The sequence below is a fragment of the Pseudomonas sp. GR 6-02 genome (assembly GCF_001655615.1).
Lineage (GTDB): Bacteria > Pseudomonadota > Gammaproteobacteria > Pseudomonadales > Pseudomonadaceae > Aquipseudomonas.
This window is the reverse complement of the sequence record NZ_CP011567.1, coordinates 3,493,966-3,519,331: the sequence shown is the minus strand read 5'-3', so window position 1 is coordinate 3,519,331 and position 25,366 is coordinate 3,493,966. Positions and strand designations below refer to the sequence as shown.

Genomic DNA, 25,366 nt, shown 5'->3' with positions numbered 1-25,366 from the left:
TGAAGCGTCAGACCTCGGGTGGTTTACGCGCGGTGCGCGGCTTTTTCACGGTGGTTTTTTCGCCCGGCGGGATCACTGCCGAAGCGGCAGCGGGTTTGGCTTTGGGCTTGGCGCGGGGTTTGGTTTCGAGGCCCTTGCCATTGACCAGCTTGCCGTCGGGCTTGCTGGCCGCGGGCTTGCTTGCGGTTTTGCTGCTGCTCGCTTTGGCTGGTTTGCCGGGCGCCAGGGCTTCGGCCTCGGCGAGTTTGCAGGCCATCTCCCAATGGCGGGCCTCCTGGCCCTCGGGTTTTCCTTCGGATTCCCAGATTTGATAGGCAAATTCGCGAACGCGTTTTTCGTCGGTACTCATCGCAATGCTCCTGAACTGAACTCAAGTTTGGGTAAAGAGATTGACCGGGAAATCCCCCAGCGCGGCGCCGACCATCAGCTCCTTGTGTTTTGTGACTGCGACGCTGGTAAAAAGTCCCTTCAGATTTTCTTCGGTGGTCGTGAACGGCAATTTGATTCGGGTATCGCCCCACAGCGACGCGTCAATCCGGGGGGCGGCACTGTTTTCCAGCAGTCCGGCACAACGTATCGGTACGGCCACGATTGCCCGTTTTCCCTGCCATTCTCGAGCAAACGCCAGTACCCGGTGAGCCTGGCTGCCAATCACTTCAAGGGCTTGGTAAGTGCCTTTTTGAAACAGTTCGGCATGCTCGGCACGCCGGTTCAGCGCCCGGGCGATCAGGGTTTGCTTGATGCGCCCGTCACGCCAGTTCGCCAACAGAGCGGGCAGGTCAAGCGGTAGGTGCATGGCCTGCTGACGGCTGACGTAATCCACCGGCCGGCGGTTATCCGGATCGACCAGCGAGAAGTCCCAGAACTCGTTGCCCTGATAGAGATCCGGCACTCCCGGCACGGTCATTCGCAGCAAGGTTTGCGCCAATCCATTCAGTGCACCCGGGACGGCTATGCGTTGAGCGGCTGCATCAATGGCCGCGCGCAATGGCTGACCTTCGGGGCTCAGCAGCAGGCGTTCGAGAAACCCTTGGGTCGCCTGTTCATACACCTCGTTTGATGCGCTCCAGCTGCTTTGTAACTTGGCTTCGCGCAGGGCTTTGCGTTGCCACTGCCAGAGGCGTTTGGCGTAGTCCTCGAGCGCAGGTTGATCGTCGCTACACAATTCCAGTGGCCAACTGCCGAGGATTGCTTGATAGAGAATCAGCTCGTCGCCCGCCGAGGGCGCGCCGGGGTCGCTGCGCAGTTCGCCCGCGAGGGTTCGCCAGTGCTCGACCTGTTCGGCGTACCAGGCGCTGCGCTCGCTTAACACCGCCAGCCGCGCGCGGGTGTCTTCACCGCGTTTGTGGTCGTGGGTCGCGGTGGCCAGCAGGTTGTCGGGGAATTCGGCGAGGCGATTGGCGCAGGCGGCATGGAAGTCGGCAACCGGGGCGCTGAACTGCTCGGTGTTGTAGCCGACATCGTTGCGCGACAGCAGCACCGCCGAGCGATAAAGCGCGGTGTCTTCCACCGCTTTGGCCGCTGTCGGTGAGGTCAGTTGCTGGAAGCGCACGCACGCATGCTTGAGCAGTTTGCGTGGACGGCCCACCGGGCGCTTGCGCCAGGGTTGGCCACCGAGCCAGCCGGCCAGGCAATCGAGCACCGGCCAGTCGGCCTCGCCAAGGGTTTGCCTGGCACCGGCCATGGCTTGCTGGAAAAACACCTCGTCCTGGGCCGCGCGACCCAACGGGCTGATGTAAGTGCGGTACACCGGGAAGTGCACGATCAGTTCTTGCAAGGCCCGCCGGATCGCGCCGAGGGTCAGGTCCCGGGTCATCAGGTCGTCCCGGGCCACTTGCAACAGGGCGTGGGCAACACTTTCGAAATCCCCGGCGAGGGAACCGTTGAGAATCTGCTGGCGCGCCAGTTGTGCTTCCTGGCGGAAATCGGCGGGCCGTTCGCTGTGCCGGCTCCAGAGTTCACCCAAGGTCTGGGTGCCTTCGGGGTCGTGTTGCAGCAGCGACAACTGGTTCATGAATTCGTAACCGGTACTTCCATCGACGCACCAGTCGCGGTGCAGGGTTTCGCCTTCGCCGAGGATCTTTTCGACGTAGATCGGCAGGTGTCGGCCGGGTGCCAGTCGATCAACTCGACGTCGCAGTTTGTGGCAGTAGCCCCGCGGGTCGGCGAGGCCGTCGATGTGATCGATGCGCAGTCCGTCGACCAGACCTTCGGCCACCAGCTCGAAGATTTTTGCATGGGTTGCTTCGAACACCGCCGGCCGCTCGACGCGCAGGCCGCCCAGTTCATTGATATCGAAAAAGCGCCGCCAGTTGATGTCGTCCGCCGCGGTGCGCCAACTGGCCAGGCGATAACTCTGGCGCTCCAGCAGGTTATGCAGGCGCTGGAAACCGTCGGGATTGAGCGAGTCGTAAGTGTCGAGGGTGTGCTGGATGGCGTGCAGAATGGCTGGATCACTGGCCAGTTCCCGCAGCTCGGCTTTCAGTGGAATCGCCAGGCTGTACACGTCGGACTGATAACTCAAGGTGTCGAAGCGGTCTGCCAGGGATTTGAGCCGTTCAGCCTGCTTGGCATTCAATTGGTCATTGGCCTTGAGCAGTTCGCCGTAGTCGGTGGGGCATATCGGGAAGTGGTGTTCATAGTGCTCGACATGAAAGGCGCCGCGCCGGGCATCGAAACGCAAGGGCAGGGTGCCGTCCTGCAAGGCGATGCCGTAGTCGCTGCCCAGAAAAGGCAGCAGCAACTGGCCTTCCATCAACGGGTCGGGCGAGTGCCACTGAATGTCGAAGAACTCGCCGTAAGGGCTCAGCCGCCCCCATTCCAGCAGGTCGAGCCACCAGGGATTGTCGCCACCGCCGACGGCCATGTGGTTGGAAACGATATCGAGGATCAGCCCCATGTTCTGTTCGCGCAACGCAGCGACCAAACGGCGTAACGCCGCTTCGCCGCCCAGTTCAGGGTTGACCGTGGTCGGGTCTACCACATCGTAGCCGTGCATGGAGCCGGCGCGGGCGGCGAGCAGCGGTGAGGCATAGAGATGGCTGATGCCCAGGCTGGAAAAATACGGCACCAGTGGCACCGCTTGATCCAGGGTGAAGCCTTTATGAAATTGCAGCCGCAGGGTCGCCCGCAGCGGCTGGCTGAGCGGTTGATTCATTGGTCACGCTCGGCCGCCTGAAGTCGCGCGCAGGCGAGCAGTTCCAGGCGGCGGGCGGCGTCCGGATCATCGAGCAGGCTTTCGCTGTCGCCGGGCAATCGGCGGGACCAGTTGGGGTGGGTGTCGGTGGTGCCGGGCAGGTTGGCCTGCTGTTCGATACCCAGGGCATCTTCCAGCGGCAGCAACACCAGCGGCGCGCGGGTATGCCCGAGGAACCGGATGGCGGCGTCGAGCACCTGATCGGTTTCATGGTGCTCTTCGCGAAAGTTCTGTGGGTCCTGGCTCAGCACCCGGCGCAAGCCTTCGCGCTCGCGTTCGCGATGTTGACGCCATTCGATTTCACCCGTGGCGTCGACCAGGCCCAGGCGTGCGCTCCAGTCGATATCGCGGCCATGCCACCAGCCATTGAGCGTCGGCAGGTCGTGGGTGCTGGTGGTGGCCAGGGCGTTGTCCGGCCAGTCGAGAATCGGTTTGAAGTGTGTGTTGTCCTGTTCGAACAACAGCACGCGCATGCCGAGGATTGAGCGCGCGATGAGTTTTTCGCGCAGGCCATCAGGCACGGTGCCGAGGTCTTCGCCGAGGACGATGGCCTGATGCCGATGGGATTCGAGGGTCAGAAGGCGCAGCAGATCATCCACCGGATAATAAAGGTACGCTCCGTCGCTGGGCGGTGCGTCTTTAGGGATCACCCACAGCCGCTGCAGGCCCATGACGTGATCGATGCGCAGGCCGCCGGCATGGGCGAAATTGGCCCGCAGCATTTCGATGAACGCGCGAAAGCCGTTACGCACCAGGCCTTCGGGTGAAAACGCGGAAATCCCCCAGCCCTGGCCGGTGCGGTTGAGGATGTCGGGTGGCGCACCCACGGTCAGCGAGGCGAGTAATTCGTCCTGGCGACTCCAGGCCTGGCTGCCGCCGCCGTCAGCGCCCACCGCCAGGTCGGCGATCAGGCCGATGCCCATGCCGGCACCACGGGCGGCGGTTTGTGCGCGCTCCAGGCTGCGCGCAATCAGCCATTGGCAGAATGCGTAATAGCCGATGCGGGCCGAGTTCTCTTCGGCAAATTGCGCCAGAGCGGCGCTGCGCGGGTTACGCCATTGCTCGGGCCACTCGCGCCAGTCGAGGCTTTCACCGCGCCTTGCACGGGCTTCCTGGATCGCTTCGAAGCGGCAATGATTTTCCAGCGCTTCGCCACCGGCGTGACGGAAGCTACTGAAGTCGGCATGCAAGGGGTGTGCGCCGTGGGTGAATCCTTCGTACAAGGCTTCCAGCAAGCGATGCTTGGCCTCGGCGGCGGTGGGCCAGTCGATGAGCTGTAAGGTTTCCAGATGCTTGAGTTCGCCAGCCAGGCCCGTGGCGTCGATTGCGGTGCGCAGGGCACGCTCACCGAGAATCGCGCCGGGCGCTGCGTACAGGCTATTGAGAAACAGACGGCTGGACGGCGAGTAAGGGCTGTAGCGCTGGGTGTCGCCGCTGAACATCGCATGCAGCGGGCTGATCGCTAATGCTTCGGCGCCCCGTTCGCCGGCCACTCGGGCCAGATCTTCGAGGGCCTGGGTATCGCCGAAACCGCCATCGCCGGGGCGGCGCAGCGAATACAACTGCACGCTCAGGCCCCAGGCGCGCGGGGTTTGACTGTCAACGGCTTCGCCGACGCTGTAGCAGCGCTCGGGCGCCACCGCCAGGGTGAACGACTGATCGTCGATGCTGACGTGCTGATAACCCACCGGCACCAAACCGGGCAAAACAGCGTTGTCATCGAGCTTGAGGTTGAGCCGCGAGCCGTCTTCGAGATGGATCTCACACGGGGTTTGCGGTGCAAAGTAGTGGGCCAGATCAAGACCGACACCAACGTCGCAGGTCAGCAGGGGCGGCAGGTGCCGGGTTTGCTGTGCCTCCTGCAGTTGCAGCAGGCTGGCGTCGATTTCCTGGGCGGTGCTGGCGGGATGGCCAAGCCCGGCCAGCACTGAACGCAGCACCGCCGGCGTGACTTTCTGTGGCCGGCCATTGGCGTCGATCCAGTCGACGGCCAGGCCGGCTCGGCTGGCCAGTATTTCCAGTTGCGCATCGCTCATGGTCGCTCTCCATCCGGGGGTAGCAAAGGGGCTGCGGCTGTGAGGCTGACGAGCGCGCAATACGGGGCAAGGGTGCCCTGATCCAACAGACCGGCCGAGTGCGGCGGGTATTCGAACAGCAGTGTCGCGTCGGCCTGTGGGGAGTGGACCACGGCTGCGTCGCTGAGGTTCAGGTCAATGCGCAGCTGACTGCCATCGCCCAACCGCCAGCGCGCCGTCACCGCGCCCACGGCCAGTACCTGCGCCCCCAGCGCGTGGGCACCGGGCAGGTGCGGGATGATGTGTTGATGGCGGATTTGCAGCAGTCGACGATACAGCTCATGAATGGCCGGTTGCCGGGTGGCGGTCAGCTTCGGCCGCGACGCTTCGAAAGTCTGCATCGCGTTCGGGTCGGGAATCTGCTCGCGTTTGTGCGGGTCGGCAAAGGCGCTGAAGGCCGCGAATTCGTTGCGTCGACCTTCGCGCACCAACTCCGCCAGCTCACCATGGTGGCTGGTGAAAAACAGGAACGGTTGCTCGGCGGCGAACTCATCGCCCATGAATATCAGCGGGATCATCGGCGACAACAGCAGTAACACGGTGGCGGCACAGAGGGCCTCAGGCCGGGCCAGTTGATGCAAGCGCTCGCCAAAGGCGCGGTTGCCGATCTGGTCGTGGTTCTGCAAAAAAAGCACGAAGGCCGTCGGCGGCAAGTGACCGCTCGGCTCACCGCGCGGCGTACCGTGGCGGGTGATATGGCCTTGAAACACGAAGCCCTGGCTCAGGCAACGGGCCAGTTGTTCGGTGGGGTTTTGGGCATAGTCGGCGTAATAGGCATCGGTTTCACCGGTAAGCAACACGTGCAGGGCGTTATGACCGTCGTCGTTCCATTGCGCGTCGAAACCTTGCTCCAGCAGGCTGGCCTGGTTGTGCTCGTTTTCTGCCATCAGCCACACATGCCGCGCCGGATTGATATGTTGGCGAACCCGTTGCGCCAGCTCTTGAAGGAAGTCCGGGTCTTCGATGGCGTGCACGGCATCCAGACGCAGGCCGTCGAAGCGGTATTCCAGCAACCACATCAGCGCATTGTCGATAAAGAAGTCACGCACCTCGCGCCGGCGGAAGTCGATGGCTGCGCCCCACGGCGTGTGTTGGTCTTCGCGGAAAAAACCTTTGGCGTAGCGATGCAGGTAATTGCCGTCCGGGCCGAAGTGGTTGTAGACCACGTCGAGAATCACCGCCAGGCCATAGCCGTGGGCCGTATCGATCAGGTGTTTGAGTTGTTCGGGCGAACCGTAGGAGGCCTGCGGTGCGTAAGGCAGAACCCCGTCATAGCCCCAATTGCGCTCGCCGGGAAACTGCGCCAACGGCATCAGTTCGATGGCGGTAATCCCCAACTCGACCAAGCGCGCCAGATGCTGCTCGACCTCGCTGAAACCGCCGAGCGCACCAACATGCAGTTCGTAGATCACCGCCTCGTTCCATGGCCGACCTTGCCAGGCAGTGTGTTGCCAGCGATAGGCGAGGGGATCGACCACCACGCTGGGGCTGTCGATATCGCCCGCCTGGGCGCGGGAGGCCGGGTCCGGCACCTCCAGTTCGCCATCGATGTTGTAGCGGTAGCGGGTACCCGCGGGACAGCGGGTCTTGATCACAAACCAGCCGTCGGCCTGAGGCAGCAGCGGCAGGGATTGTCCGTTTTCCAGTTCAAGACTGACGTAAAACGCATCTGGCGCCCACAAGGCAAAACGCGTGTGTTCAGCGTCCAGCATGATTGCGCCGTGGGGCCAGGTTTCAAGAGTCCGTAACGGCATCGTTGAAAACCTCTTACTGTTTGCCCGATTTACCCAGCGCTTTAGCCACCAGTTGTTCGTAGAGTTCGGCGTAGGGTTCGACCGCCTTGCACCAGTTGAAAGGCGCCGCCATGGCCCGGCAACGCATGGCGTTGAGCAGGCCGGGGAAGGCGAACACCTTGAACGCGCGGCTCAGGGCTTCGCGATAGCTCTCCACGGTGGATTCGTCGAAAAGAAAACCGGTCACGCCGTTTTCAATGGTGTCGGCCAGGCCGCCGGTATTGCGCGCCACCGGCAATGAACCGAAGCGCTGGGCGTACATCTGGCTCAGGCCGCAAGGTTCGTAACGCGAAGGCATCAGCAGGAAATCACTGCCGGCAAACATCCGGCGGGCGTCGGTTTCATTGAAGCCGATGTGCACGCCGATTTGCCCGGGGAAGCGCAACGCCAGCTCACGCATGGCTTGTTCTTCTTCCGGTTCGCCACGGCCGATGATCGCAATCTGGCCGCCATTGGCGACAATGTATTCGGCCACCGCTTCGGTCAGGTCCAGGCCTTTCTGGTAGACAAGTCGCGAGACCACGGCGAACAGCGGGCCTTCGGAATCATCCAGGCCGAATAACCGGCGAACGTGCGCAGCGTTGACCGCTTTGCCGTCCCAGTCGCCGATGCCGAACGGGTGGAACAGGTGCGGATCGGTGGCTGCGTCCCAGCTTTCATCGATGCCATTGGGAATCCCGCTGAGCAGACCTTGCTGGGTCTTGGCGGCGAGAAAACCGTCGAGGCCGCAGCCGAAGGCCGGCGTGGTGATTTCTTGGGCATAGGTGGCGCTGACGGTGGTGATGTGGCTCGAGTAGGCCATGCCAGCCTTGAGGAACGACATCTTGCCGTAAAACTCCATGCCTTCCTGCTGCAAGGCATGCACGGGAATACCAAGTTCCGGGCATGAGCCGAGGCTGGTGACGCCTTGGTACGCCAGGTTATGGATGGTGAACAGGGTCGGGGTGCGTTGGCCACGCCAGTGCATATAGGCAGGGGCCAGGCCGGCGGGCCAATCGTGTGCATGCACCAGATCCGGGCACCAGTGAATTTGTGCGAGGTTGGCGGCGATATCGGCGGCCGCAAGCCCCAGGCGGGCGAAACGAATATGGTTGTCCGGCCAGTCGCGGCCATTGTTGGCGCCGTAGGGCGAACCTTCGCGCTCGTACAGTTCAGGGCAGATCAACACGTAAATGACCAGGCCGTCGGGCATGTCCATGCGCCCGATCTTGCAGGGCGGCAACGCGGCGTGCCCGCCCAGTTCACCGATGATATGAATTGGATTTTCGCTGTTCAGCACTTGCGGGTAACCGGGGATCAACACCCGGACATCGTGCAGGTGAGCCATGGCTCGCGGCAGCGCGGCGGAAACGTCTCCCAGGCCACCGGTCTTCACCAGATCGGCAATCTCCGAGGTGACGAACAACACTTTTTTCTTGTTGGGATTCTGACGGACTACCGGTGCCAACGCCTTGGTGACCGGGACGCTGACCGATTTGGCGGTAAGGGCTCCCACGGTGCTGGCTTCGCCGACCTGTTGATGAGCACGTTCTCCCTGAACATCTAACGCCGTATTGATCATATGCATCTCCCCGTGTTGTTGATCTGATTCCAAACCTGGCACAAACGGTGTTGGCCAATTCCTGTGGCCGGGCGCAAACGCGCTACGCATCGGTGAGCAAGTGCTGCCCATGCGCTGAAGCTCAATGGGTGAAGTGGCTGTTGCAAGGAATGCACCAGTCGCTGTGCCCTACCTTTCAGCTGACCTGAAGCCAATACGAAAAGTTTCTATTTATTTCACCGAATGACCAGTCGGTTTTATTCCCCGAAAACAGTCTAGGCCAGAACCTAGAGCGGGGTGGTCAACCGGACAAATTGTTCGACAATCGGTTGGGGGAGGGTACAAAACACACGGGCTTTATGGGGAAACGCACCGACGAAGGGCAGGTTTGTTTTTTTGGGTGGGTCAAGACGGGACCGGGAAGTCACGATAGTTGGGCACGATGGAATAGGGGTTGCACCATTGCGGTGCGCAGGATTTAGGAGGGTGTGGTGGATTTGAGGGACTCTTCGCGGGCAGGCCTTGCTCTCACAGGGGAATGCATTTCACATGTGGGCGCGCGGCTTGCCCGCGAAGAACGATAACGCCGTCTCAGCCCAGCAACCGAATCGGCGCCCCGGCCGCCCAAGCCTGAATGTCCTCGATCATCTGCGAAAAGAACAGCTGATAGTTCTGTCGGCTGACGTACCCGACATGGGGCGTGGCCAACACATTGTCCAGGGTTCTGAAGGGATGATGGCGAGGCAGCGGCTCGTGCTCGAACACGTCCAGAGCTGCGCCCGCCAGGCGTTTTTTCTGCAGGGACTTGATCAGTGCCGCTTCATCGACAATCGGCCCGCGCGCGGTATTGACCAGCCATGCCGTGGGCTTCATCCAGTCCAGCGCCTGAGCGTCCACCAGCCCTCGGCTGCGCTCGCTGAGCACCAGATGGACCGACAGCACATCAGCCTGTTCGAACAGTTCCTGCTTGCTGACATAGGTCACGCCGACTTCGGCCGCTCGTTCACTGGTGAGGTTTTCACTCCACGCAATGACGCGCATGCCGAACACCTGGCCGAATTGGGCAACCCGTTGACCGATACTGCCCAGGCCGAGGATCGCCAGCGTCTTGCCCTGCAAGTCGCCACCCAGGCCTTGCTGCCAAAAGCCCGCGCGCAAGGCGTTGGCTTCGGCCACCAGGTTGCGGGTCGCAGCCATGATCAGTGCCCAGGTCAGTTCTGGCGCGGCATGTTTGTAGCTGTCGGTGCCGCAGACCTGGATGCCCAGCGCGGCGGCGGCCTTAAGGTCCAGGGCGGCGTTGCGCATGCCGCCGGTGACCAACAGTTTGAGGGTGGGCAAGCGGCGCAGCAGGTCTTCGTCGAACCGGGTGCGCTCGCGCATCACACAGATCACCTCGAATGCGCCCAAGCGCTCGGCCAGGGTTTCGTTACCGGCCGGGTAGTCATGGATAAAACTCACCTGGCCGATGCTGTCCAGCACTGACCAGTCCACCACGTCGCGCGCTACGTCCTGCCAGTCATCGATCACCGCAATCTGCACCGCCATCAGCCTTACCTCATCAACGAACGGGATTGGTTTTGTTCAGCCAGCCGAGCAACGCCTGATGAAACTTCGCCGGCTCCTCCATCTGCGGCGCGTGGCCCAGACCCGGGAATTCAATCAGTGTCGACTGGGGGACCAGCTTCGCCACTTGCTTGCCGAGTACATCGTAATGACCGATTTTCGCCTTGACCTCGGGCGGTGCGATGTCTTTGTTGATGGCTGTGGTGTCGGAGGTGCCGATCAACAGCAGGGTCGGCACTTTCAGGTCCTTGAACTCGTAGTACACCGGCTGGTTGAAGATCATGTCGTAAATCAGCGCCGAGTTCCACGCCACCGCTGTTTTGCCCGGTCCTTTGGCCAGGCCTGCGTACATGTTCACCCAGCGGTCAAACTCGGGCTTCCAGCGGCCGTCGTAATAGGTGGTGCGTTGGTAGTCATGAATACCTTGCGCGGTCACTTTCAGCTCGCGCTCATACCATTGATCGACCGAGCGATATGGCACGCCGAGGGCTTTCCAGTCTTCCAGGCCGATGGGGTTGACCAGCGCCAGTTGTTCGACCTGATCGGGGTATTGCAGCGCATAGCGGGTGGCGAGCATGCCGCCGGTGGAGTGGCCGAGCAGGGTCGCCTTTTGTATGCCGAGGGCTTTGAGCAGTTGCTGAGTGTTGCTCGCCAGTTGCTGGAAACTGTACTGATAGTGGTCCGGTTTACTGGAGGTGCAGAAGCCGATCTGGTCCGGGGCGATGACCCGGTAACCGGCCTCGCTCAGTGCCTTGATCGAGCTGTCCCAGGTGGCTGTGCAGAAATTCTTGCCATGCATCAACACCACGCTGCGGCCGTTGGCCTTGCCTTGGGCGGCAACGTCCATGTAGCCCATTTGCAGGGATTTGCCCTGGGATTGAAAGGCGAAATGCTTGACCGTGTAGGGGTAGTCAAAGCCCTGGAGTTCCAGGCCGTATTCTGGTGTTTCGGCCTGGGCCTGGTTCTGGGCATAAACGAGAACCGGCAGTGCCGCCGTTAGCAGCAGGCCGGGTAACCAGCGGGAAAGGATGGGCGACATGGGGAAACTCCACAGGAAATCCGCCGATGCTGGATTGGCGTGATTAGGGTGACATTAAACGCAGTCAAGCCATTCCCCTCGCGATGCACTCTTTTTGTAGCAGCTTGTAGCAGCTGCTACGGCGAACGCCGATACACGGGGTCTTTCGTTCAACCCATCCAGCCCAACGTGGCCATTGCCAGCACGCCATAGCGGGCAGCCTTGGCGAGGGTCACGATCATCAGGAAACGCCCCAGCGGTTCGCGCATGACGCCGGCCACCAGCGTCAGCGGGTCGCCGATGATCGGTACCCAACTCAGCAGCAAGGACCAATGACCGTAGCGCAGATAATGTATTTGGGCTTGTTGAAGATGACGAGGGCTGACCGGAAACCAGCGCCGCTCGCGAAACCGCTCGATGCCGCGTCCCAGCCGCCAGTTCAGCAGCGACCCCAGCACGTTGCCCAGCGTTGCCACTGCCAACAGCGACCAGAGCCAATACCGGTCGCTGAGCAACAACCCCACCAGCACCGCTTCGGACTGCAAGGGCAGCAGGCTCGCGGCGCCGAACGCCGCGAGAAACAACCCGATGTAGGCACCGAACATCAATGGGCGGGGTAGTCCGCCACCACCACGTCAGTGCCATCCTTTTGCAGGCCGATCACCTGATAGGCATCGCTCATGCCGTCCATTTCCATCCCGGGCGAGCCCATCGGCATACCGGGGGCTGCAACTCCCAACAGATCGTCACGTTTGCTCAAGGCCAGCACTTGGTCGGCCGGCACATGGCCTTCGACGAACTTGCCGTTGATCAAGGCGGTGTGGCACGACGCCAGGCGAGGCGGTACGCCGTGTTGTTGCTTGAACTGGCTCATATCGGCTTCGACGTGGTCTTCGACCTTGAAGCCGTTGGCTTCCAGATGGCTGACCCATTTTTTGCAGCAGCCGCAATTGGCGTCGCGGTGCACTTCGATCGGGATCAGGTCGGCGGCCTGGGCCAGGGAGGAGATGAAGAGGGCGCTCAGGGCGGCCAGACGCAGGTGGGTTCGCATGGGAGTCTCGTCTCGGGTTACGGCCAAAAAGGTGCATTTTGACTCTTTTATCCGACTGGGCATTGCGCGAGTGTTTCTAAGTTATACAAGGTCGGCTGGCCAGATCATCGCAGGTTGATGCTGTCAGCTGAATGAGCGAGGAATGACAAAAATGTCAGGTGTGCCGTCTGAGCGTCGAAAACCGGCGCTCAGGGGGACTTACGAACTGTAAAATTTGCAAGCCTACGGCAAGGGCAACGGCTACCGGTCGAGCAACTTCATGACCTCTTCCGGATAGCGCAAGCCAGCGGTGGCATTGGCCGGGAATATCGCTTCAAGGGCCTGCAACTCTTCGCGGCTCAGTTTCACCTCCAGCGCGGCCACATTTTCCTCCAGGTATTTACGTTGTTTGGTGCCCGGAATCGGGATCAGGTAATCCCCTTGAGCCAAGACCCAGGCTAAGGCCAATTGGCCGGCTGTCACGCCTTTGTCGGCGGCCAGCGTTTGTACCTGCTGCACCAGCAACAGGTTTTTGGCAAAGTTTTCCCCTTGGAAACGCGGGCTGAAGCGACGGTAGTCGTCTGCGGCGAAGTCATCCGGGCTTTTCAGTGCTCCGGTCAAAAAGCCCCGGCCCAACGGGCTATAAGGTACAAAGGCCACGCCCAGGCGCTGGCATGCGGCCAGGCAACCGTTCTCTTCCTGATCGCGGCTCCACAGCGAATATTCACTTTGCAGGGCGCTGATCGGATGAACCTTGTGCGCTCGCTCCAGTGTATCGACCGAGGCTTCACTCAATCCCAGGTAACGCACCTTGCCGGCCCTCACCAGTTCGGCCATGGCGCCGACGGTTTCCTCAATGGCCACCTGCGGATCGATGCGGTGCTGGTAATACAAATCCAGGGTTTCCACGCCCAGGCGCTTGAGGGTGCCGTCGATCGCTTCGCGAATGTATTCCGGGCGACCGTTGACGCCACGCGCGCCGGGGTTGGACGGGTCGCGGACAATGCCGAACTTGCTGGCCAGGAACACTTGGTCGCGCTTGCCGACAATCGCCTTGCCGATTAGCTCTTCGTTGGTGTGTGGGCCGTACATGTCTGCCGTGTCGAGCAGGTTGATCCCCAACTCCAGCGCGCGATGCAGCGTTGCCGTGGCTTCGCGGGTGTCCACGCCGGTGGTGTAGAAATCGGTCATGCCCATGCAGCCCAGACCGATGGCTGACACCTGTGGTCCGTTCTTGCCCAGTTGACGTGTTTGCATGAAATGAACTCCCTGTGGATGTAGGCGCTTAGTGTCGATCTCGACAGAACGAAGATAAACCGGCTAAAAGTGCTATCACTGTTCGTAATTTCTAAATAATCATCGAGTCCTGACCATGGATCGTTTAAACGCCATGCGTGTATTCACGCGAATCGTCGAACTGGGCGGCTTCGCCAAGGCGGCGGACAGCCTGCAATTACCGCGTGCCTCCGTGACCATTCTGATCAAGCAACTTGAGGCCCACCTGGGCGTGCAACTGCTGCAACGCACCACCCGGCAAATCAGCCTGACGCTCGATGGCGCAGCCTATTACCCGCGTTGCGTGCGGTTGCTGGCGGATCTGGAGGAAACCGAAGCCGTGTTTTCCGCTGCTCGCCACAACCCCAAAGGCCTGTTGCGAGTGGATATGCCGGCGGGAGTGGGGCGTTTGATGGTGATCCCGGCATTGCCGCAATTCACTGCACGCTATCCCTTGATCGAGCTGGAAATCGGTTTGAATGACCGGACTGTGGATCTGATCCGCGAAGGTGTCGATTGCGTGTTGCGGGGCGGCTCGGCCCTGGACGAATCACTGGTGGCGCGACCGCTGGCCACACTGGATCAGGTCACGTGTGCGAGTCCCGAATACTTGCAACGTTGCGGGACTCCGCGGTGTCTGGAGGATCTGAAGGGGCATCGGATGGTGGAGTACTTTTCCAATAGCACGGGCAAACGCTACGGACTGGAGTTTGTCGTCGATGGGCAGTTGCGGTTGATCGACCTGCCCAAGCACGTCGCGGTCAACAGCTCCGATGGCTATCTGGCGGCGTGTGAGGCGGGATATGGCTTGGTCCAGGCTCCGTATTATCACGTTGCCCGTCAATTGAAGGAGGGACGTTTGATCGAGGTCCTGAGGGATGTGCCGCCACCGGGTATGCCGCTGACGGCGCTCTATCCTCCTCACCGCCAGTTATCCCGGCGGGTTAGGGTATTTGTCGACTGGCTGGTGGAACTTTGCGCTCAGCCGGGTAATGACTTTTACAGGAAACCCTCACGCGGCTGAGCGGGCTCCAATGGGTGCATCGGCGCAGCGCTGGCTTCTCGTGGCGCTCGCGTTCTGCTGCAAATCGTCATGCAACTGTTGCATGTATACGCAGCCCAGATCGAGGGATCGAACCTGCACGCCCCGATGAAACAGGGCGAACCAGCCATTGTCACCTGACGTAGGCATCAAGCCGGTAAAGGCGAAGCCCAGCGCCGAAAAACTGCACAAGTCCCGGGCGAAGTGCCGGGACAGTTCGAGCCGTGCCGAGATCACCCAGTGCCCGGGCAGTTGCCGGAGTTGCTCAAGCAAATCATTGTTCAAATGCTGAATGATAATGTCGACCCGATGCTGATGTTGTTCAATTTGCAAGGACGTGGCGAGGCGCGGAGTGTCCTGGTGGGTTCCGAATACCGAGCACAGGTGTTGCATAAGCGCCCGGCAGCTTTCGGGCCATTGGATATCGGGGAGTGGTCGTGTGTGTCCTTCGATCATGTGGCAACACATCACCATGGTTTCCGGAAGTGGTTCGCCAAATGGCGAGGGGACGTAGTCGGGAAGCAGTCCAGTGTTGTGGAAACCGAGTTTTTTTGCGATGCGTTGCGTGTAGGGATGGTGGGTCACTTGCATGATCGAGGCGCTTTTAAGCCCCAGAGAACCTGCCTGTCTCAGCAGTTCGCGGCCCAGACGAGTGGCGATGTCCTGCCCCTGCGCGGCGGGATGTACCACGGTGAGGGCCAGTTCCGCGGTATTCGAAGGTGTGTCGCGTCGCAACGCGGCATGACCGAGGACGGCTGTGTCATCCACAGCCAGCATTGATTGCCAGTGACCCTCGGCATTGTGCTGATTGATCATGTTCGGCAGGTAAACATCCGGCTGAGCGTAATGATCGCCGTAGACTTCTTGAAACAATCGACTCACTGCGTTTGCATCGGAAGGGCGGTAGGCGCGAATTATCAACGGGGTCATCACACGAACTCCTGCAAGGGAACGTCATACACTCGCAAATCCAGCACCCGCAGTTGTTTGCCCGAGCGAGGGTGGAGTTTCAGGTCTGTGGTTGCGCAAGGCAGTACTCGAAACTCCAGCAGACCCTCGCGGCTCAGGTCGTCGATGGCGGGGTAGTGGGCGAGCAGCGCTTCACGCAATTCGCGGAGCACCGGTTCGACGGCTTGTAACTGAGGTTCGGGCACCCACTTAACGCTCAGCAGATCCTTGGGGCCGGTCTGCTCGATCAGCAATTGCCATTGTTCGCTGTGCGCTACACGCTGGACGATCTCGTGTATTTCTTCAGTGAACAGCGACAACACACCGACTCGTACTCGTTGACTGTGGGCACTGCGCCCTTTGAGCGCGAATTTACGCCTCGGGGTTGCGGCCGGCTCACGCCAACAGGCACGGTCGCCCACTGGGTAGCGCAGCAGCGGCATAAGCCGGCGTGTCAGGTTGGTCAGTACCAACAACCCGGTGCGATCGCACTCTTCAATCACTTCACCGGTGTGTTCGTCGACGATTTCCAGCAGGGTTTGTTGATCGAACACCCGATGCTCGCCCAATGCGCAGTCGCGATCGCTGGCGCCTATCAGCCCGGCGTCTACGCTGGCGTAGCCGATCGAGGCGATACGGGCATTGGGGAACATTTCCCCAAGGATTGCCAACTGCGGAGCAAACAGGCTTTCGCCGGCATATAACAGCGTCTCAACCCCGTACAACACACGCCGATGCTGCGCCAGGTAGGCGCAGAATTGCAGCAGTTGTGCCGGTACGCCGGCCAGAACGTTGATCCGATGCCGCTCTATGGCATCCGCCAATACGTCCGGCTCGACGTTTCCGGTAAACGGAAATTCGCAGATGGATCGCTCGACATAGGCCAGGGAGTCGTGGACGAACAGAAAGCTGGCGTAGAGATCCCCTGAAAAAAACAGGTTGGCAACCCGGTCGCCATTGTTCAGTTGAGCTGAGAGGCTGGCGCCGAACGTGCTGACCAAGGCTTGCCATTCCTCGTAGGAGTAAACCGCAAGTTTGCCTTGGCTGGTCGAGCCTCCGGTTTTTAATACCAGTGCATCATCGACATCTCCGGTCAGGACTGACCAATGACTCAAGTCGTTGCTACCGGACCAATAGTCGGCCACATGGGTTAATGGCAGATCTTTTAAAGTAAACCCGTTCTCGGGCAAGTGTTCCAGATGTTTACGGTAGAAGTTGGAGTGTTGTCTTATATAAGGTACAAGTTGTTCAAGCGAATAAGTTGGCTTCACGGGATTCTCTTTTATAGTGGGCGTCTTGCGTCGACTTCTCTTATTTTCGTTGATCGATAACTAAGGGGGTTTTGCCACTGTGTTTGTTTCGGGTGAATGCTTGTTCAACGCATGTTGTCACCTCCACAATTAAAAGTTCAGCGCGCACCGCATTCGCCAAGGCTTCGTGGGTCAGCAGTTTTTCGTGTACCCACTCGGCGTCTGCATCCGCGAGAACGTACATGCGTTCGACCCCGTTGGCGGTGTGGTCCAGGACCACTTGAATGGGGGATCCCACACTGAGTTCCAGCGCCGCGGGCGAAATGAACTCCGTGCCAATGCGCACCAGTTTGTCGTGTCGCTGCAGCAGTTCGAATCGCGGCGTCTCCAGTCCGCAAGGGCAGGTTCCGGGTATCCAGCGGCCGGTGTCGCCGATGTCATATCGGCGCACGTGCTGACCCTGCCGGGCGCGTGACGTAAACAGCAGGCGGCCGATCTCATTGGCTTGTACCGGCGCATCCTGTTCGAGCTGGACGATTTCCAGATGCTGGATTTCGCTCATCAAGTGGAATACGCCGTCCGCCGTTGCCCGGCAGGCATGCCCCAGGGGGCCTGCATCGACGGAGCCATACATGGCGGAGCGAATCGTCGACACCCCACAGCTTTCCATCAGGCGCCGACTGGCTTCTCCCGGATGTTCGCCGCCAAGGAATACTTTGCCGATACCGGCATAAGCGCGAAGTCGGGCCTGCTCTTTGAGAAACAGCCGATGCAACGTGCTGGGCATGCCGATCAGCACGGTGACACGCTGCTCCACGATCAGTCGGGCGATTTCGCTGAAGTCATCGTCCTGGGGAGCCCCCATGGGCAAATGCACAACCCCCATCCGTTCAAGAATGTTGGAACAACTGAAAAAACCACCATAAAGGTTGCCGCCGTAGAACAGGTTCATCACCCGGTCCAGTGACGGATCGAGCCCGACGCAGAACATGCCGTCGGCCGAGGCGCGCATTTGTCGATGAAAGTCTTGATAGCTGAAGCCAGCCAGCGCCGGGGTCCCGCTGCTACCGCCGGAGCGGAAGTACAGCTGTGCTGCGGACCCGATCGGCTGGGCCATAAAAGTGTCCTTGTCCATGATCGGGTCACGGGATGTGTCGGGGGCGGGCGGAACTGGGTCGAGCGTTGCACGACCTGTTAAGACATGCTGGGGCAAACTCACCGAGAGGCGGCGACTCAGACGCGACAGCGCGTAGACGCCATCGTGGGGCTCGCCGGTGTATCCGTCATGGATCGATTCGCAAGGTGCAATGCGACTGACGCCGGCATTGACCAATGTTCGAACGAGCTCAGGCGTTTTTGCCGAGGGGGACATCAACGCGCAGCTTTGCAGGAAGTTGCGCCAGGGCTGCAGCGTCTCGGCGAGCAGATACTGAGGAACCGGTTTGAGCACAATCGTACGAAACAACGGTGACGGCGCGAGCTTTTGATGGTGCTCCCAGATGACGCGCCATCCGAGGCCAGTCCACACTTGGCCGGTCTGATTGGCAAAGCACTGATCGAGCCGTGCCATGGAGGTGCGGGTGGTGATTTCCGATGCTTCCTGATCTGTCGGCGTTAATGCCGGCCAGTGTGGGGCGCGTCGGTTGAAGGCTTCGGCCAGTCGATCTCCGAGGTTCTGCAAGACGGCCGGATCGTTGCTGTCCACCAGCACCCATTGAGGACTGGAACACGCTTGTTGATCCAGTCGACAGACTTCATCCGCCAGGGCATCGAGCGCCGAAGGCGACGCCGCATCAGGTGACAGGTAGGCGAAGCTGATTTTGTGTCCCCAATCGATCCAGCGACAGCCGGACGGGATTTGCTGGCGGATCGATTTAAGCGCCACTTCTGCGCCCCAGGCGGATACCCCATCGGCCTTGGCGCAGAGTTGAGCGATATAGGAGGTGTCCACCGGCAGAACCGCTACGAATTCGGCCAGTCTGCCACTGGTGTCGCAACGCAAAAGGGCGGCGAGCAATTGTGCGGTCAAACCCTGATCGCTGGAGCTGGGGCGCAGCCAGTTGATGTTGCCGGCCAACAGACTTTCGAGGATCGCGCAGAACGCCAGCATCGGCGCATTGCCCGGGGTGATATGCACCACCAGCCCCAATGGATGCCAGCTTTCGAAGCTTGGCTGGCGGTAGTCGATACGCCGCAGTGAACGCGGTTGCGGGCCCAATTCCCGTTCAAGCTTGGTGCTCAGGTTGCTGCGCTGGCAGAAGTCGATAAGCCCCTGACATTGGTCGTCGTCCAGGGGCAGATCCAGGCTGCGAGCTTGCAACTGCGTGGCAAAGCAAGCGGCGGACTCGATCACGATATCGCTGTCGATCGGCGTAGCCAGCAGCCGGGGCAGCGGTTGCTGAAGGAGGTCGAGGGCGCTTTGGGCAGAGATGTCGTCGCGCAGTTGGCCATTGATCAGGTACATATCAAGCTCCCCCGATCAGTTCTGAAGCGGCCATGGCACAGCTACGACTGGCGCTGGTGCCGGCACGTCCATGCAGCTCGAACCAATCGGTCGTCAGGCCGCATCCGCAACTGGCGCCGGGGTGCAACGTTGCCAGATCTCCCATGACCACAGCATGAGCAGGGCTTGAGGAAATGTAGGGGGAGACGAATTCCAGCAAACCGCGCTGGCCGTAGGGCTGGACAGTGAAATCGGATGGGTTGCGCACGAAAACCTTCGAGTAAATCGGTACATGAAAATGATGGTGGGCACACTGGATATAGGGCACGGCATGCTCTACGGCGCCGTAGCCGTCCCGGCAGCGGGACAGGTCGATACCCAATTGCCGGTTGATGCGGGCATACAACTGATGCAGGGGAGTCTCCTGTGCCGCCTGGGTTTTCCAGCCGCCCCCCAGCAACACCAGTGACTGGGCAGGCAACTGCAAGTCGGCCACGCCTGTGTCCTCCATGTGCTGCAGTGCATGGGAAAGGAACGCCGGAAAACCGAGAATGCGAACGGGCAATCCTTCCTCGGCAAACTCCTGCAGGGCGCGAATGACACCGAAGAGGTCGAACTCGTGGCCTTTGCCGGTCAGGCGCAAGCCGTAAGCGGCTCGGTTGACGGGGGCATAGCTACACAGAAATTGATCGGTATAGGCCGTGCCCAGGGTAATGACCGCCTCGGGTTCGTAGCTCAGAAGCAAATAATTGCAGGGGCTGTCCGGGGTGTCCCAGCCGTAGTGCCGGAAAATGTGGCTCACCATGCCTTGGGCGGCGACCATGCTGCGATGGTCGTAGCGCATGCGACTCTTCTGACCGCTGGTGCCGGATGAGGTCATCTCCAGCGCGCCTTCGCCTGTGGGACTGATCAGCAGATGACGTTTGAAGTAATTGGCGAAAATCGGCGGCAACCTTGACCAGTCATCCAGCGTCTCGAGAGTGCGGGCATCAAGGCCATTGGCGTTCAGCCAGCGCTCATATCCGGGCGTGTGATGACAATGAAACAGGCTGATTTCACCCATTGCCTGATCGAACAGACCTTCTGGCATGGATTCCAGGCAATAGGGTTGCGTTAACGCGCAAAGCGCATCGGCGTGGGGTAGATGGATCATCAAAAGACCTATGGGGTGGTATCAGACGGCAAGCGTGATATGAGAGCGACGCAGAAACAGTCGTAAGGGCGCCAGGCACAAGAGTCCCGTGAGGCCGGCCATCAGGGCGAAGGCTTCAAGGCTGTCACCGGCACCCAGTGCGGCGATAATTGAGCCGCCGCCACCCATGACGGCAATGGAGATCATGCCGATCATGGCCGAGACCAGGCCTTTGCTGTCGTCGCTGGAGAACAGGGCGAGCCGGTACAGCGCGGCATTGCTCATGCCGAGACCGATGGCGTAAAGCGATAGGCAACTGACCAACAGCACCGTTGAAGCACCGGTGAACGTTATGGTGATCAATGCAATGAGCCCGCCGCAAAATGGCCAGAGCGCATATCGAATCAGTTGAGGCAGTTCAGTGTTGGCAATCAATCGGTTGAGTATCAGATTGCCGAGAATGACGGCCGCAAATACCGGGATCTGCCACAGGCCATACTGCAGAGGAGGAAGTCCCTGGCTCTGGATCAGCAAGATTGGCGCCAAGCCGATCCAGGCAATCAACGGCAGGCTCATTAGTCCCAGGGCGACGGTAGCGCTCAGGAATTGTGTGTTGGTGAGCAACGCGGCGTATCGGCGCACGGTGCCGTTCCATTCAAAGGGCACTGCGGCCAATTGTTGACCGTCCTGGCGCGCGGTGCCCACGGTTTCCGGCATGAACAGGTAAAGCCCGAACCAGACCGTCGCGCCGCCGACACCCAACACTAAAAACAGCTCCCGCCAGGAAAGCCATTCCAGCGCCAGGCTGCCGAGCAGGGGGCCGAGCAGCGGGGAGAGCAGCGCAACGTTCCCCAGCAACGCCATGATTTTTACCGCGTCGGCTTCGCAGAAGACTTCTTGCAGGGCTGGATAACTGACTGCAATGACAAATCCCAATCCGATGCCCTGAATCAGGCGCAAACCGTTGAAGGCAAGAATGCTCTGCACGTAGAACGCCGCGGCACAGGCCAGGGCGAACACCGCACAACCGATGAGCAACAGCCTGCGACGACCGAAGTGATCGGACAATGGTCCGATAAGCCACTGCAGAAGAACGCCGCCAATCAAGTAAAGATTGAAGGCATATGGAACGTGACTCGCACTGGCATCCAGTTGATGGGTGACGATCAACATGGCCGGCATAATCATATCGCTGGCCATATAAGTCAGCAGTTCGAAAAGAGTGATTGCAAGACAAAAACCGAATAATCGAGGCGGACTTATATCTATCAAAGGTTTGCGCATGGCGTTCCCGTTGGTGCTGGAGTTGGATAAGGCAGCAGAGCAAGAGTAACCATGGCTCATGAATAATTACATGTGCTTATGTGAGGCTAAGAGTTTCAATACTTTTCGTTATGTGTCTGGCTGGAAGTTCAGGGGAAAGAGGAGTGGGTTTTTGTAAATAAAATTACAGAGAAATAAGAATAGTCCTACACAAAAATGCCCGCTATAGAGCAGGCATTTGTACGCGACTTGTAGGGTGATTTCTTCGTCTTGTGAGTGAATGGTAAGTTATTCACTGGTCAAGAAAGCAGTTTAACGTTATCGACGCTGATAGTAGCCGTGTCCGTCACGGTCGTAATGGTGGCCGCCATGCCAGCCGTTATTAGGAAAAATGATGCAGCCACTCAGGGTCAGGAGGGCGAGCAGTGGAATCAGCTTTGTGATTCGACGGAACATTTTAAAAATCCTCATGGTTATCGCCGCAATGAAGTCAAAACTCTTCATCGGCTGTAACATGAGACCCCGTTTGCAGCCCCGCATTCGCGCAGAACTGTAGGGGTTTGGTATGCAATCGGATACAAACCGGATACATTTTTTTTGGTTCAGGAACCCGTAATGACCCAGTCGCAACGTTTGAAATACTCGATTCTGATTTCCCTGGTGGTACTGGGGATCATGTTCGGCCTTTCCTGGCTGCAGAACGCAGGGTTCATCAGCGAGAAGCTGTTCCAGTACATCGCCATTGGCGTGGCGGTGGTCGTGGTGGTGATCAATGGCGTGATGCGTCGCAAGGTCAAGCCTTGAGCGACGCCTGCTGGCCTGATTGCTCGCCATGAAGGACGGCGACAGCCTGTGGATGCAGGCTGTAGCTTTTGTCTGGATTGAGCGTGATAACGCCTTCACTGCACAGGCGTTTCAACACTTCGCGGACACTGAGAAAGGACAGGGGAATGTCCAGGTCCAGCAAATGACTGTGCACACCGCGCACACCCAGGCTGCGGTCGCCTTCGGCGGCGCTTAGCAAGGCGTCGATGACTTTCAGGCGAATCAGGCTGGTCCGCAGGCCAAAGCACTTGAGCAAAAACCTGATCCGTTCGTTGCCCTGGCGTTCGGTCTGTTGATTGCAAGCACCGGAGCTCATGGCGCTGCCCTTTGATGCATGGCTACCATCCGTTGGCAGTTGCGGGTTGTACATGCAAAAACTCCTTTCCAGAGCCTGATCATGAAAATGTGATGGGTGCTCTTGATCAATAAGACGAACGAGCCGGGAAATAATGAAGACCTGCATGTAGAAAATTTGTCGCCGCGACGTCAGCGCTCTGTGAGAAGGGCATTTGGGGATGCCCTCGAAGACCTAATTTTTTTGGTGTTCGCTTCGTTTTTCTGGAAGGCGCATTGCGTGTCATACGTCTTTTCGATCAGGAGCGAGCGTGATTATTTCCAGGCAGTTAACCAGGTTGAGCCTGGCGGGTGTGTTTCTGGGGCTGAGCCTTGCGGCAAACGCGCGCAGTCAGCCAGAGCAGGCGACGGCCGACATCCGTCGAACCAGTTTCGGCGTACCGCATATCCGCGCCGAAAACGAGCGCGGGCTCGGCTATGGCATTGGTTATGCCTACGCCCAAGACAACTTGTGCTTGCTGGCCAATGAGATCGTCACCGTCAATGGCGAGCGTTCGCAGTATTTTGGCCCGGAGCAGGTGACGCTCGAGGAGCGCGGTAACCTGGCCAGCGATCTGTTTTTCAACTGGCTGAACACCCCCGAGGCTGTCGCCGGTTTCTGGCAGGCGCAAACTCCTGAAGTACGTGATCTCATTGAAGGCTATGTGGCGGGTTACAACCGTTCGCTGACAGAGCGTCGAGCGCAGGGTTTACCGCAGCAATGCCAGGGCGAATGGGTGCGCGCAATTACCGCCCAGGACCTGGTCAAGTTGACTCGTCGATTGTTGGTCGAAGGCGGCGTGGGCCAGTTTGCCGAAGCACTGGCCGGCGCGACTCCGCCTAAAGCCGTCGCTCATGCGGCAGGCGACCCGGCGTCGTTCCAGTTGGCGACTTCACGCATGCAACGCTTCGCTCTGGATCGCGGCAGCAATGCCGTGGCGGTTGGCAGCGAGCGTTCGTTCAACGGTCGCGGAATGCTGCTGGCCAATCCGCACTTCCCTTGGGTGGGCGGGATGCGTTTTTATCAGATGCACCTGACCATTCCCGGCAAACTGGATGTGATGGGCGCCGCGTTGCCCGGTCTGCCGATGATCAACATCGGGTTCAACCAGCATCTGGCATGGACCCACACCGTAGACTCGTCCAAGCACTTCACCTTGTATCGCCTGCAACTCGATCCGAAGGAGCCGACCCGCTACCTGCTCGATGGCAAGTCTTTGCCAATGAAAAAGCAGACGCTGACAGTCAGCGTGAAGCAACCCGATGGCCAGACCCGGCAGATTTCCCATGTGGTCTATAGCTCGGCGTTCGGGCCGATTGTGCAATGGCCTGGAAAACTGGACTGGAACAATCAGTTTGCCTACAGCCTGCGTGATGCCAACCTGGATAACGACCGGGTCTTGCAGCAGTGGTACGCGATGAATCGTGCCGCCAGCGTCAAGGATTTACAGGCTTCGGTGCACAAGATTCAGGGGATCCCGTGGGTCAATACCCTGGCGGTGGACGATCAGGGCCAGACGCTTTACATGAACCTGTCAGTGGTGCCGAACGTCAGTGCCGAGAAGTTGGCCAAGTGCAGCGACCCGCGAGCGGGGTTACAGATGATCCTGCTCGACGGCTCCAACAGTGCTTGTGCCTGGGACATCGACCCGCACGCCGCGCAAAAAGGCATTTATGCCGCAGACAAATTGCCGCAACTGTTGCGCAAGGATTTTGTGCAGCATTCCAACGATTCGGCCTGGATGGCCAACCCGGCACAACCGCTCACCGGTTTCTCGCCATTGATCAGTCAGGACAGCCAGCCATTGGGGCTGCGTTCGCGCTTCGCCCTGGAGCGCCTGAGCTTTTTAAACAAGGCGGGTCCTATTGCGGCGGCGGATCTGCAACACATGGTGATGGACGATCAGGTGTATCAGGCGGCCCTGGTGATGCCGGACCTGCTGCAATTCTGTGCCGCGGACCTCGGCACCGATGCGCCGACGCTGACGCCCTTGTGTGCCAGTCTCAAGGCTTGGGATCACCGAGTGAATCTGGACAGTGGGCTGGGCTTTGTGCATTTTCAGAACGTCATGCTGGCGTTGCAGCAAACCCCTGACTTCTGGCGTGTGGCGTTCGATCCGAAGGATCCGCAACACACCCCGAGTGGCCTGGCCACCGAACGGCCGGAAGTCGCCAAAGCGGTTCGGGCGGCGATGCTGGCTTCGGTAGAAAAGGTCGAGACCCTTGGCCTGAAGGCCGACAGCCGCTGGGGCGATATCCAGGTGGCCAGCAGTGGCGGGCAGCAAACGCCGATCCACGGCGGGCCGGGCACGCTGGGGGTGTATAACGCCATTCAAAGCGTGCCGAGAACCGACGGCAAACGTGAAGTCGTCAGTGGCACCAGCTATTTGCAGGTGGTGACGTTCGATGACAAGGGGCCGCAGGCTCAGGGTTTGCTGGCGTTTTCGTTGTCCAGTGACCCGGCGTCGAAGTATTCCCGGGACCAGACACAGGCCTTTTCGAACAAACAGTTGAGTGTGTTGCCGTTCACCGAGCAGCAGATCACGGCTGATCCGCAGTATCAGGCTCAGACGATCCGCGAGCAGGATGAAAAGGTGGGGAAGATCGCCGCGCAGTAACAGCGATAGCGTTTAAATGAAA

Annotated in this window: 20 protein-coding genes; 3 read left to right on the top strand and 17 right to left on the bottom strand. The window is 59.8% G+C overall.

Annotation, left to right across the window (positions count from 1 at the left end):
• Window positions 1-7 precede the first annotated feature (7 nt).
• From PGR6_RS15440 to PGR6_RS15395, 10 genes are all read right to left on the bottom strand, one after another.
• Window positions 8-349, bottom strand: a complete 342-nt coding sequence (locus PGR6_RS15440; RefSeq protein WP_064618159.1) for a DUF2934 domain-containing protein — start codon at window positions 347-349, stop codon at window positions 8-10.
• A 21-nt stretch (window positions 350-370) separates the two neighbouring features.
• Window positions 371-3,157, bottom strand: a complete 2,787-nt coding sequence (locus PGR6_RS15435) for a malto-oligosyltrehalose synthase (protein WP_064618157.1) — start codon at window positions 3,155-3,157, stop codon at window positions 371-373.
• The gene (malQ, locus tag PGR6_RS15430; RefSeq protein WP_064618155.1) at window positions 3,154-5,232 is read right to left on the bottom strand and encodes a 4-alpha-glucanotransferase; all 2,079 of its coding nucleotides are present in this window, start codon (window positions 5,230-5,232) and stop codon (window positions 3,154-3,156) included. The genes PGR6_RS15435 and malQ overlap by 4 nt, the downstream gene beginning before the upstream one ends.
• Complete coding sequence (gene treZ, locus PGR6_RS15425) at window positions 5,229-7,025, bottom strand: malto-oligosyltrehalose trehalohydrolase (RefSeq protein WP_064618153.1); 1,797 nt, start codon at window positions 7,023-7,025, stop codon at window positions 5,229-5,231. The genes malQ and treZ overlap by 4 nt, the downstream gene beginning before the upstream one ends.
• A gap of 13 nt (window positions 7,026-7,038) precedes the next feature.
• Window positions 7,039-8,625, bottom strand: coding sequence for a glycogen synthase GlgA (glgA, locus tag PGR6_RS15420; protein ID WP_018926120.1), 1,587 nt, complete (start codon window positions 8,623-8,625; stop codon window positions 7,039-7,041).
• 570 nt (window positions 8,626-9,195) lie between these two features.
• Window positions 9,196-10,149: a D-2-hydroxyacid dehydrogenase family protein gene (locus PGR6_RS15415; RefSeq protein ID WP_064618151.1), complete on the bottom strand. Its 954-nt coding sequence runs from the start codon at window positions 10,147-10,149 to the stop codon at window positions 9,196-9,198.
• A gap of 13 nt (window positions 10,150-10,162) precedes the next feature.
• On the bottom strand, window positions 10,163-11,206 hold the full coding sequence (locus tag PGR6_RS15410) for an alpha/beta fold hydrolase (protein WP_064618149.1): 1,044 nt from the start codon (window positions 11,204-11,206) through the stop codon (window positions 10,163-10,165).
• Between the two features lie 149 nt (window positions 11,207-11,355).
• Window positions 11,356-11,790, bottom strand: coding sequence for a YqaA family protein (locus PGR6_RS15405; protein ID WP_064618147.1), 435 nt, complete (start codon window positions 11,788-11,790; stop codon window positions 11,356-11,358).
• Entirely contained in the window at window positions 11,790-12,236 is a 447-nt protein-coding gene (locus tag PGR6_RS15400; protein ID WP_018926116.1) for a DUF411 domain-containing protein, read from the bottom strand. The genes PGR6_RS15405 and PGR6_RS15400 overlap by 1 nt, the downstream gene beginning before the upstream one ends.
• 240 nt (window positions 12,237-12,476) lie before the next feature.
• Window positions 12,477-13,472 (bottom strand): aldo/keto reductase, encoded by a 996-nt coding sequence (locus PGR6_RS15395; protein ID WP_064618145.1) that lies wholly within the window; start codon window positions 13,470-13,472, stop codon window positions 12,477-12,479.
• A 115-nt stretch (window positions 13,473-13,587) separates the two neighbouring features.
• Between PGR6_RS15395 and PGR6_RS15390 the strand changes: the two genes are divergently transcribed.
• Window positions 13,588-14,514 carry a LysR family transcriptional regulator gene (locus tag PGR6_RS15390; protein WP_064618143.1) on the top strand — a complete coding sequence of 309 codons (927 nt, stop codon included), beginning with the start codon at window positions 13,588-13,590 and terminating at the stop codon, window positions 14,512-14,514.
• Here PGR6_RS15390 and PGR6_RS15385 read toward each other — a convergent pair.
• From PGR6_RS15385 to PGR6_RS30210, 6 genes are all read right to left on the bottom strand, one after another.
• The gene (locus PGR6_RS15385) at window positions 14,503-15,462 is read right to left on the bottom strand and encodes a GNAT family N-acetyltransferase (protein WP_018926113.1); all 960 of its coding nucleotides are present in this window, start codon (window positions 15,460-15,462) and stop codon (window positions 14,503-14,505) included. The two genes, PGR6_RS15390 and PGR6_RS15385, sit on opposite strands and share 12 nt — an antisense overlap.
• Window positions 15,462-16,751, bottom strand: coding sequence for a phenylacetate--CoA ligase family protein (locus PGR6_RS15380; protein WP_177343091.1), 1,290 nt, complete (start codon window positions 16,749-16,751; stop codon window positions 15,462-15,464). Before PGR6_RS15380 ends, PGR6_RS15385 begins: the two co-directional genes overlap by 1 nt.
• 40 nt (window positions 16,752-16,791) lie before the next feature.
• Window positions 16,792-19,194 (bottom strand): aldehyde dehydrogenase family protein, encoded by a 2,403-nt coding sequence (locus PGR6_RS15375; RefSeq protein ID WP_064618141.1) that lies wholly within the window; start codon window positions 19,192-19,194, stop codon window positions 16,792-16,794.
• A 1-nt stretch (window position 19,195) separates the two neighbouring features.
• Window positions 19,196-20,326, bottom strand: coding sequence for a LuxE/PaaK family acyltransferase (locus PGR6_RS15370; RefSeq protein WP_177343090.1), 1,131 nt, complete (start codon window positions 20,324-20,326; stop codon window positions 19,196-19,198).
• A 21-nt stretch (window positions 20,327-20,347) separates the two neighbouring features.
• Complete coding sequence (locus PGR6_RS15365) at window positions 20,348-21,589, bottom strand: MdfA family multidrug efflux MFS transporter (RefSeq protein ID WP_064618136.1); 1,242 nt, start codon at window positions 21,587-21,589, stop codon at window positions 20,348-20,350.
• Between the two features lie 297 nt (window positions 21,590-21,886).
• On the bottom strand, window positions 21,887-22,024 hold the full coding sequence (locus PGR6_RS30210; protein WP_018926108.1) for a hypothetical protein: 138 nt from the start codon (window positions 22,022-22,024) through the stop codon (window positions 21,887-21,889).
• Between the two features lie 159 nt (window positions 22,025-22,183).
• Between PGR6_RS30210 and PGR6_RS15360 the strand changes: the two genes are divergently transcribed.
• Window positions 22,184-22,372 (top strand): hypothetical protein, encoded by a 189-nt coding sequence (locus PGR6_RS15360; RefSeq protein WP_018926107.1) that lies wholly within the window; start codon window positions 22,184-22,186, stop codon window positions 22,370-22,372.
• On the opposite strand, the gene PGR6_RS15355 is transcribed toward PGR6_RS15360, so the two are convergent.
• Complete coding sequence (locus PGR6_RS15355) at window positions 22,362-22,763, bottom strand: hypothetical protein (protein WP_018926106.1); 402 nt, start codon at window positions 22,761-22,763, stop codon at window positions 22,362-22,364. The two genes, PGR6_RS15360 and PGR6_RS15355, sit on opposite strands and share 11 nt — an antisense overlap.
• 235 nt (window positions 22,764-22,998) lie before the next feature.
• Between PGR6_RS15355 and pvdQ the strand changes: the two genes are divergently transcribed.
• Entirely contained in the window at window positions 22,999-25,344 is a 2,346-nt protein-coding gene (gene pvdQ, locus PGR6_RS15350) for a bifunctional acylase PvdQ (RefSeq protein ID WP_064618134.1), read from the top strand.
• Window positions 25,345-25,366 lie beyond the last annotated feature (22 nt).

Excerpts from the sequence above, each read along its gene's own strand:
- PGR6_RS15400 (WP_018926116.1), bottom strand. The coding sequence starts at position 12,236 with ATGCGAACCCACCTGCGTCTGGCCGCCCTGAGCGCCCTCTTCATCTCC.
- treZ (WP_064618153.1), bottom strand. The coding sequence starts at position 7,025 with ATGCCGTTACGGACTCTTGAAACCTGGCCCCACGGCGCAATCATGCTG.
- malQ (WP_064618155.1), bottom strand. The coding sequence starts at position 5,232 with ATGAGCGATGCGCAACTGGAAATACTGGCCAGCCGAGCCGGCCTGGCC.
- PGR6_RS15405 (WP_064618147.1), bottom strand. The coding sequence starts at position 11,790 with ATGTTCGGTGCCTACATCGGGTTGTTTCTCGCGGCGTTCGGCGCCGCG.
- PGR6_RS15370 (WP_177343090.1), bottom strand. The coding sequence starts at position 20,326 with ATGATCCATCTACCCCACGCCGATGCGCTTTGCGCGTTAACGCAACCC.
- PGR6_RS15355 (WP_018926106.1), bottom strand. The coding sequence starts at position 22,763 with ATGTACAACCCGCAACTGCCAACGGATGGTAGCCATGCATCAAAGGGC.
- PGR6_RS15435 (WP_064618157.1), bottom strand. The coding sequence starts at position 3,157 with ATGAATCAACCGCTCAGCCAGCCGCTGCGGGCGACCCTGCGGCTGCAA.
- PGR6_RS15415 (WP_064618151.1), bottom strand. The coding sequence starts at position 10,149 with ATGGCGGTGCAGATTGCGGTGATCGATGACTGGCAGGACGTAGCGCGC.
- PGR6_RS15395 (WP_064618145.1), bottom strand. The coding sequence starts at position 13,472 with ATGCAAACACGTCAACTGGGCAAGAACGGACCACAGGTGTCAGCCATC.
- PGR6_RS15365 (WP_064618136.1), bottom strand. The coding sequence starts at position 21,589 with ATGCGCAAACCTTTGATAGATATAAGTCCGCCTCGATTATTCGGTTTT.
- PGR6_RS15390 (WP_064618143.1), top strand. The coding sequence starts at position 13,588 with ATGGATCGTTTAAACGCCATGCGTGTATTCACGCGAATCGTCGAACTG.
- PGR6_RS15375 (WP_064618141.1), bottom strand. The coding sequence starts at position 19,194 with ATGTACCTGATCAATGGCCAACTGCGCGACGACATCTCTGCCCAAAGC.
- glgA (WP_018926120.1), bottom strand. The coding sequence starts at position 8,625 with ATGATCAATACGGCGTTAGATGTTCAGGGAGAACGTGCTCATCAACAG.
- PGR6_RS15360 (WP_018926107.1), top strand. The coding sequence starts at position 22,184 with ATGACCCAGTCGCAACGTTTGAAATACTCGATTCTGATTTCCCTGGTG.
- PGR6_RS30210 (WP_018926108.1), bottom strand. The coding sequence starts at position 22,024 with ATGTTCCGTCGAATCACAAAGCTGATTCCACTGCTCGCCCTCCTGACC.
- PGR6_RS15440 (WP_064618159.1), bottom strand. The coding sequence starts at position 349 with ATGAGTACCGACGAAAAACGCGTTCGCGAATTTGCCTATCAAATCTGG.
- PGR6_RS15410 (WP_064618149.1), bottom strand. The coding sequence starts at position 11,206 with ATGTCGCCCATCCTTTCCCGCTGGTTACCCGGCCTGCTGCTAACGGCG.
- PGR6_RS15385 (WP_018926113.1), bottom strand. The coding sequence starts at position 15,462 with ATGACCCCGTTGATAATTCGCGCCTACCGCCCTTCCGATGCAAACGCA.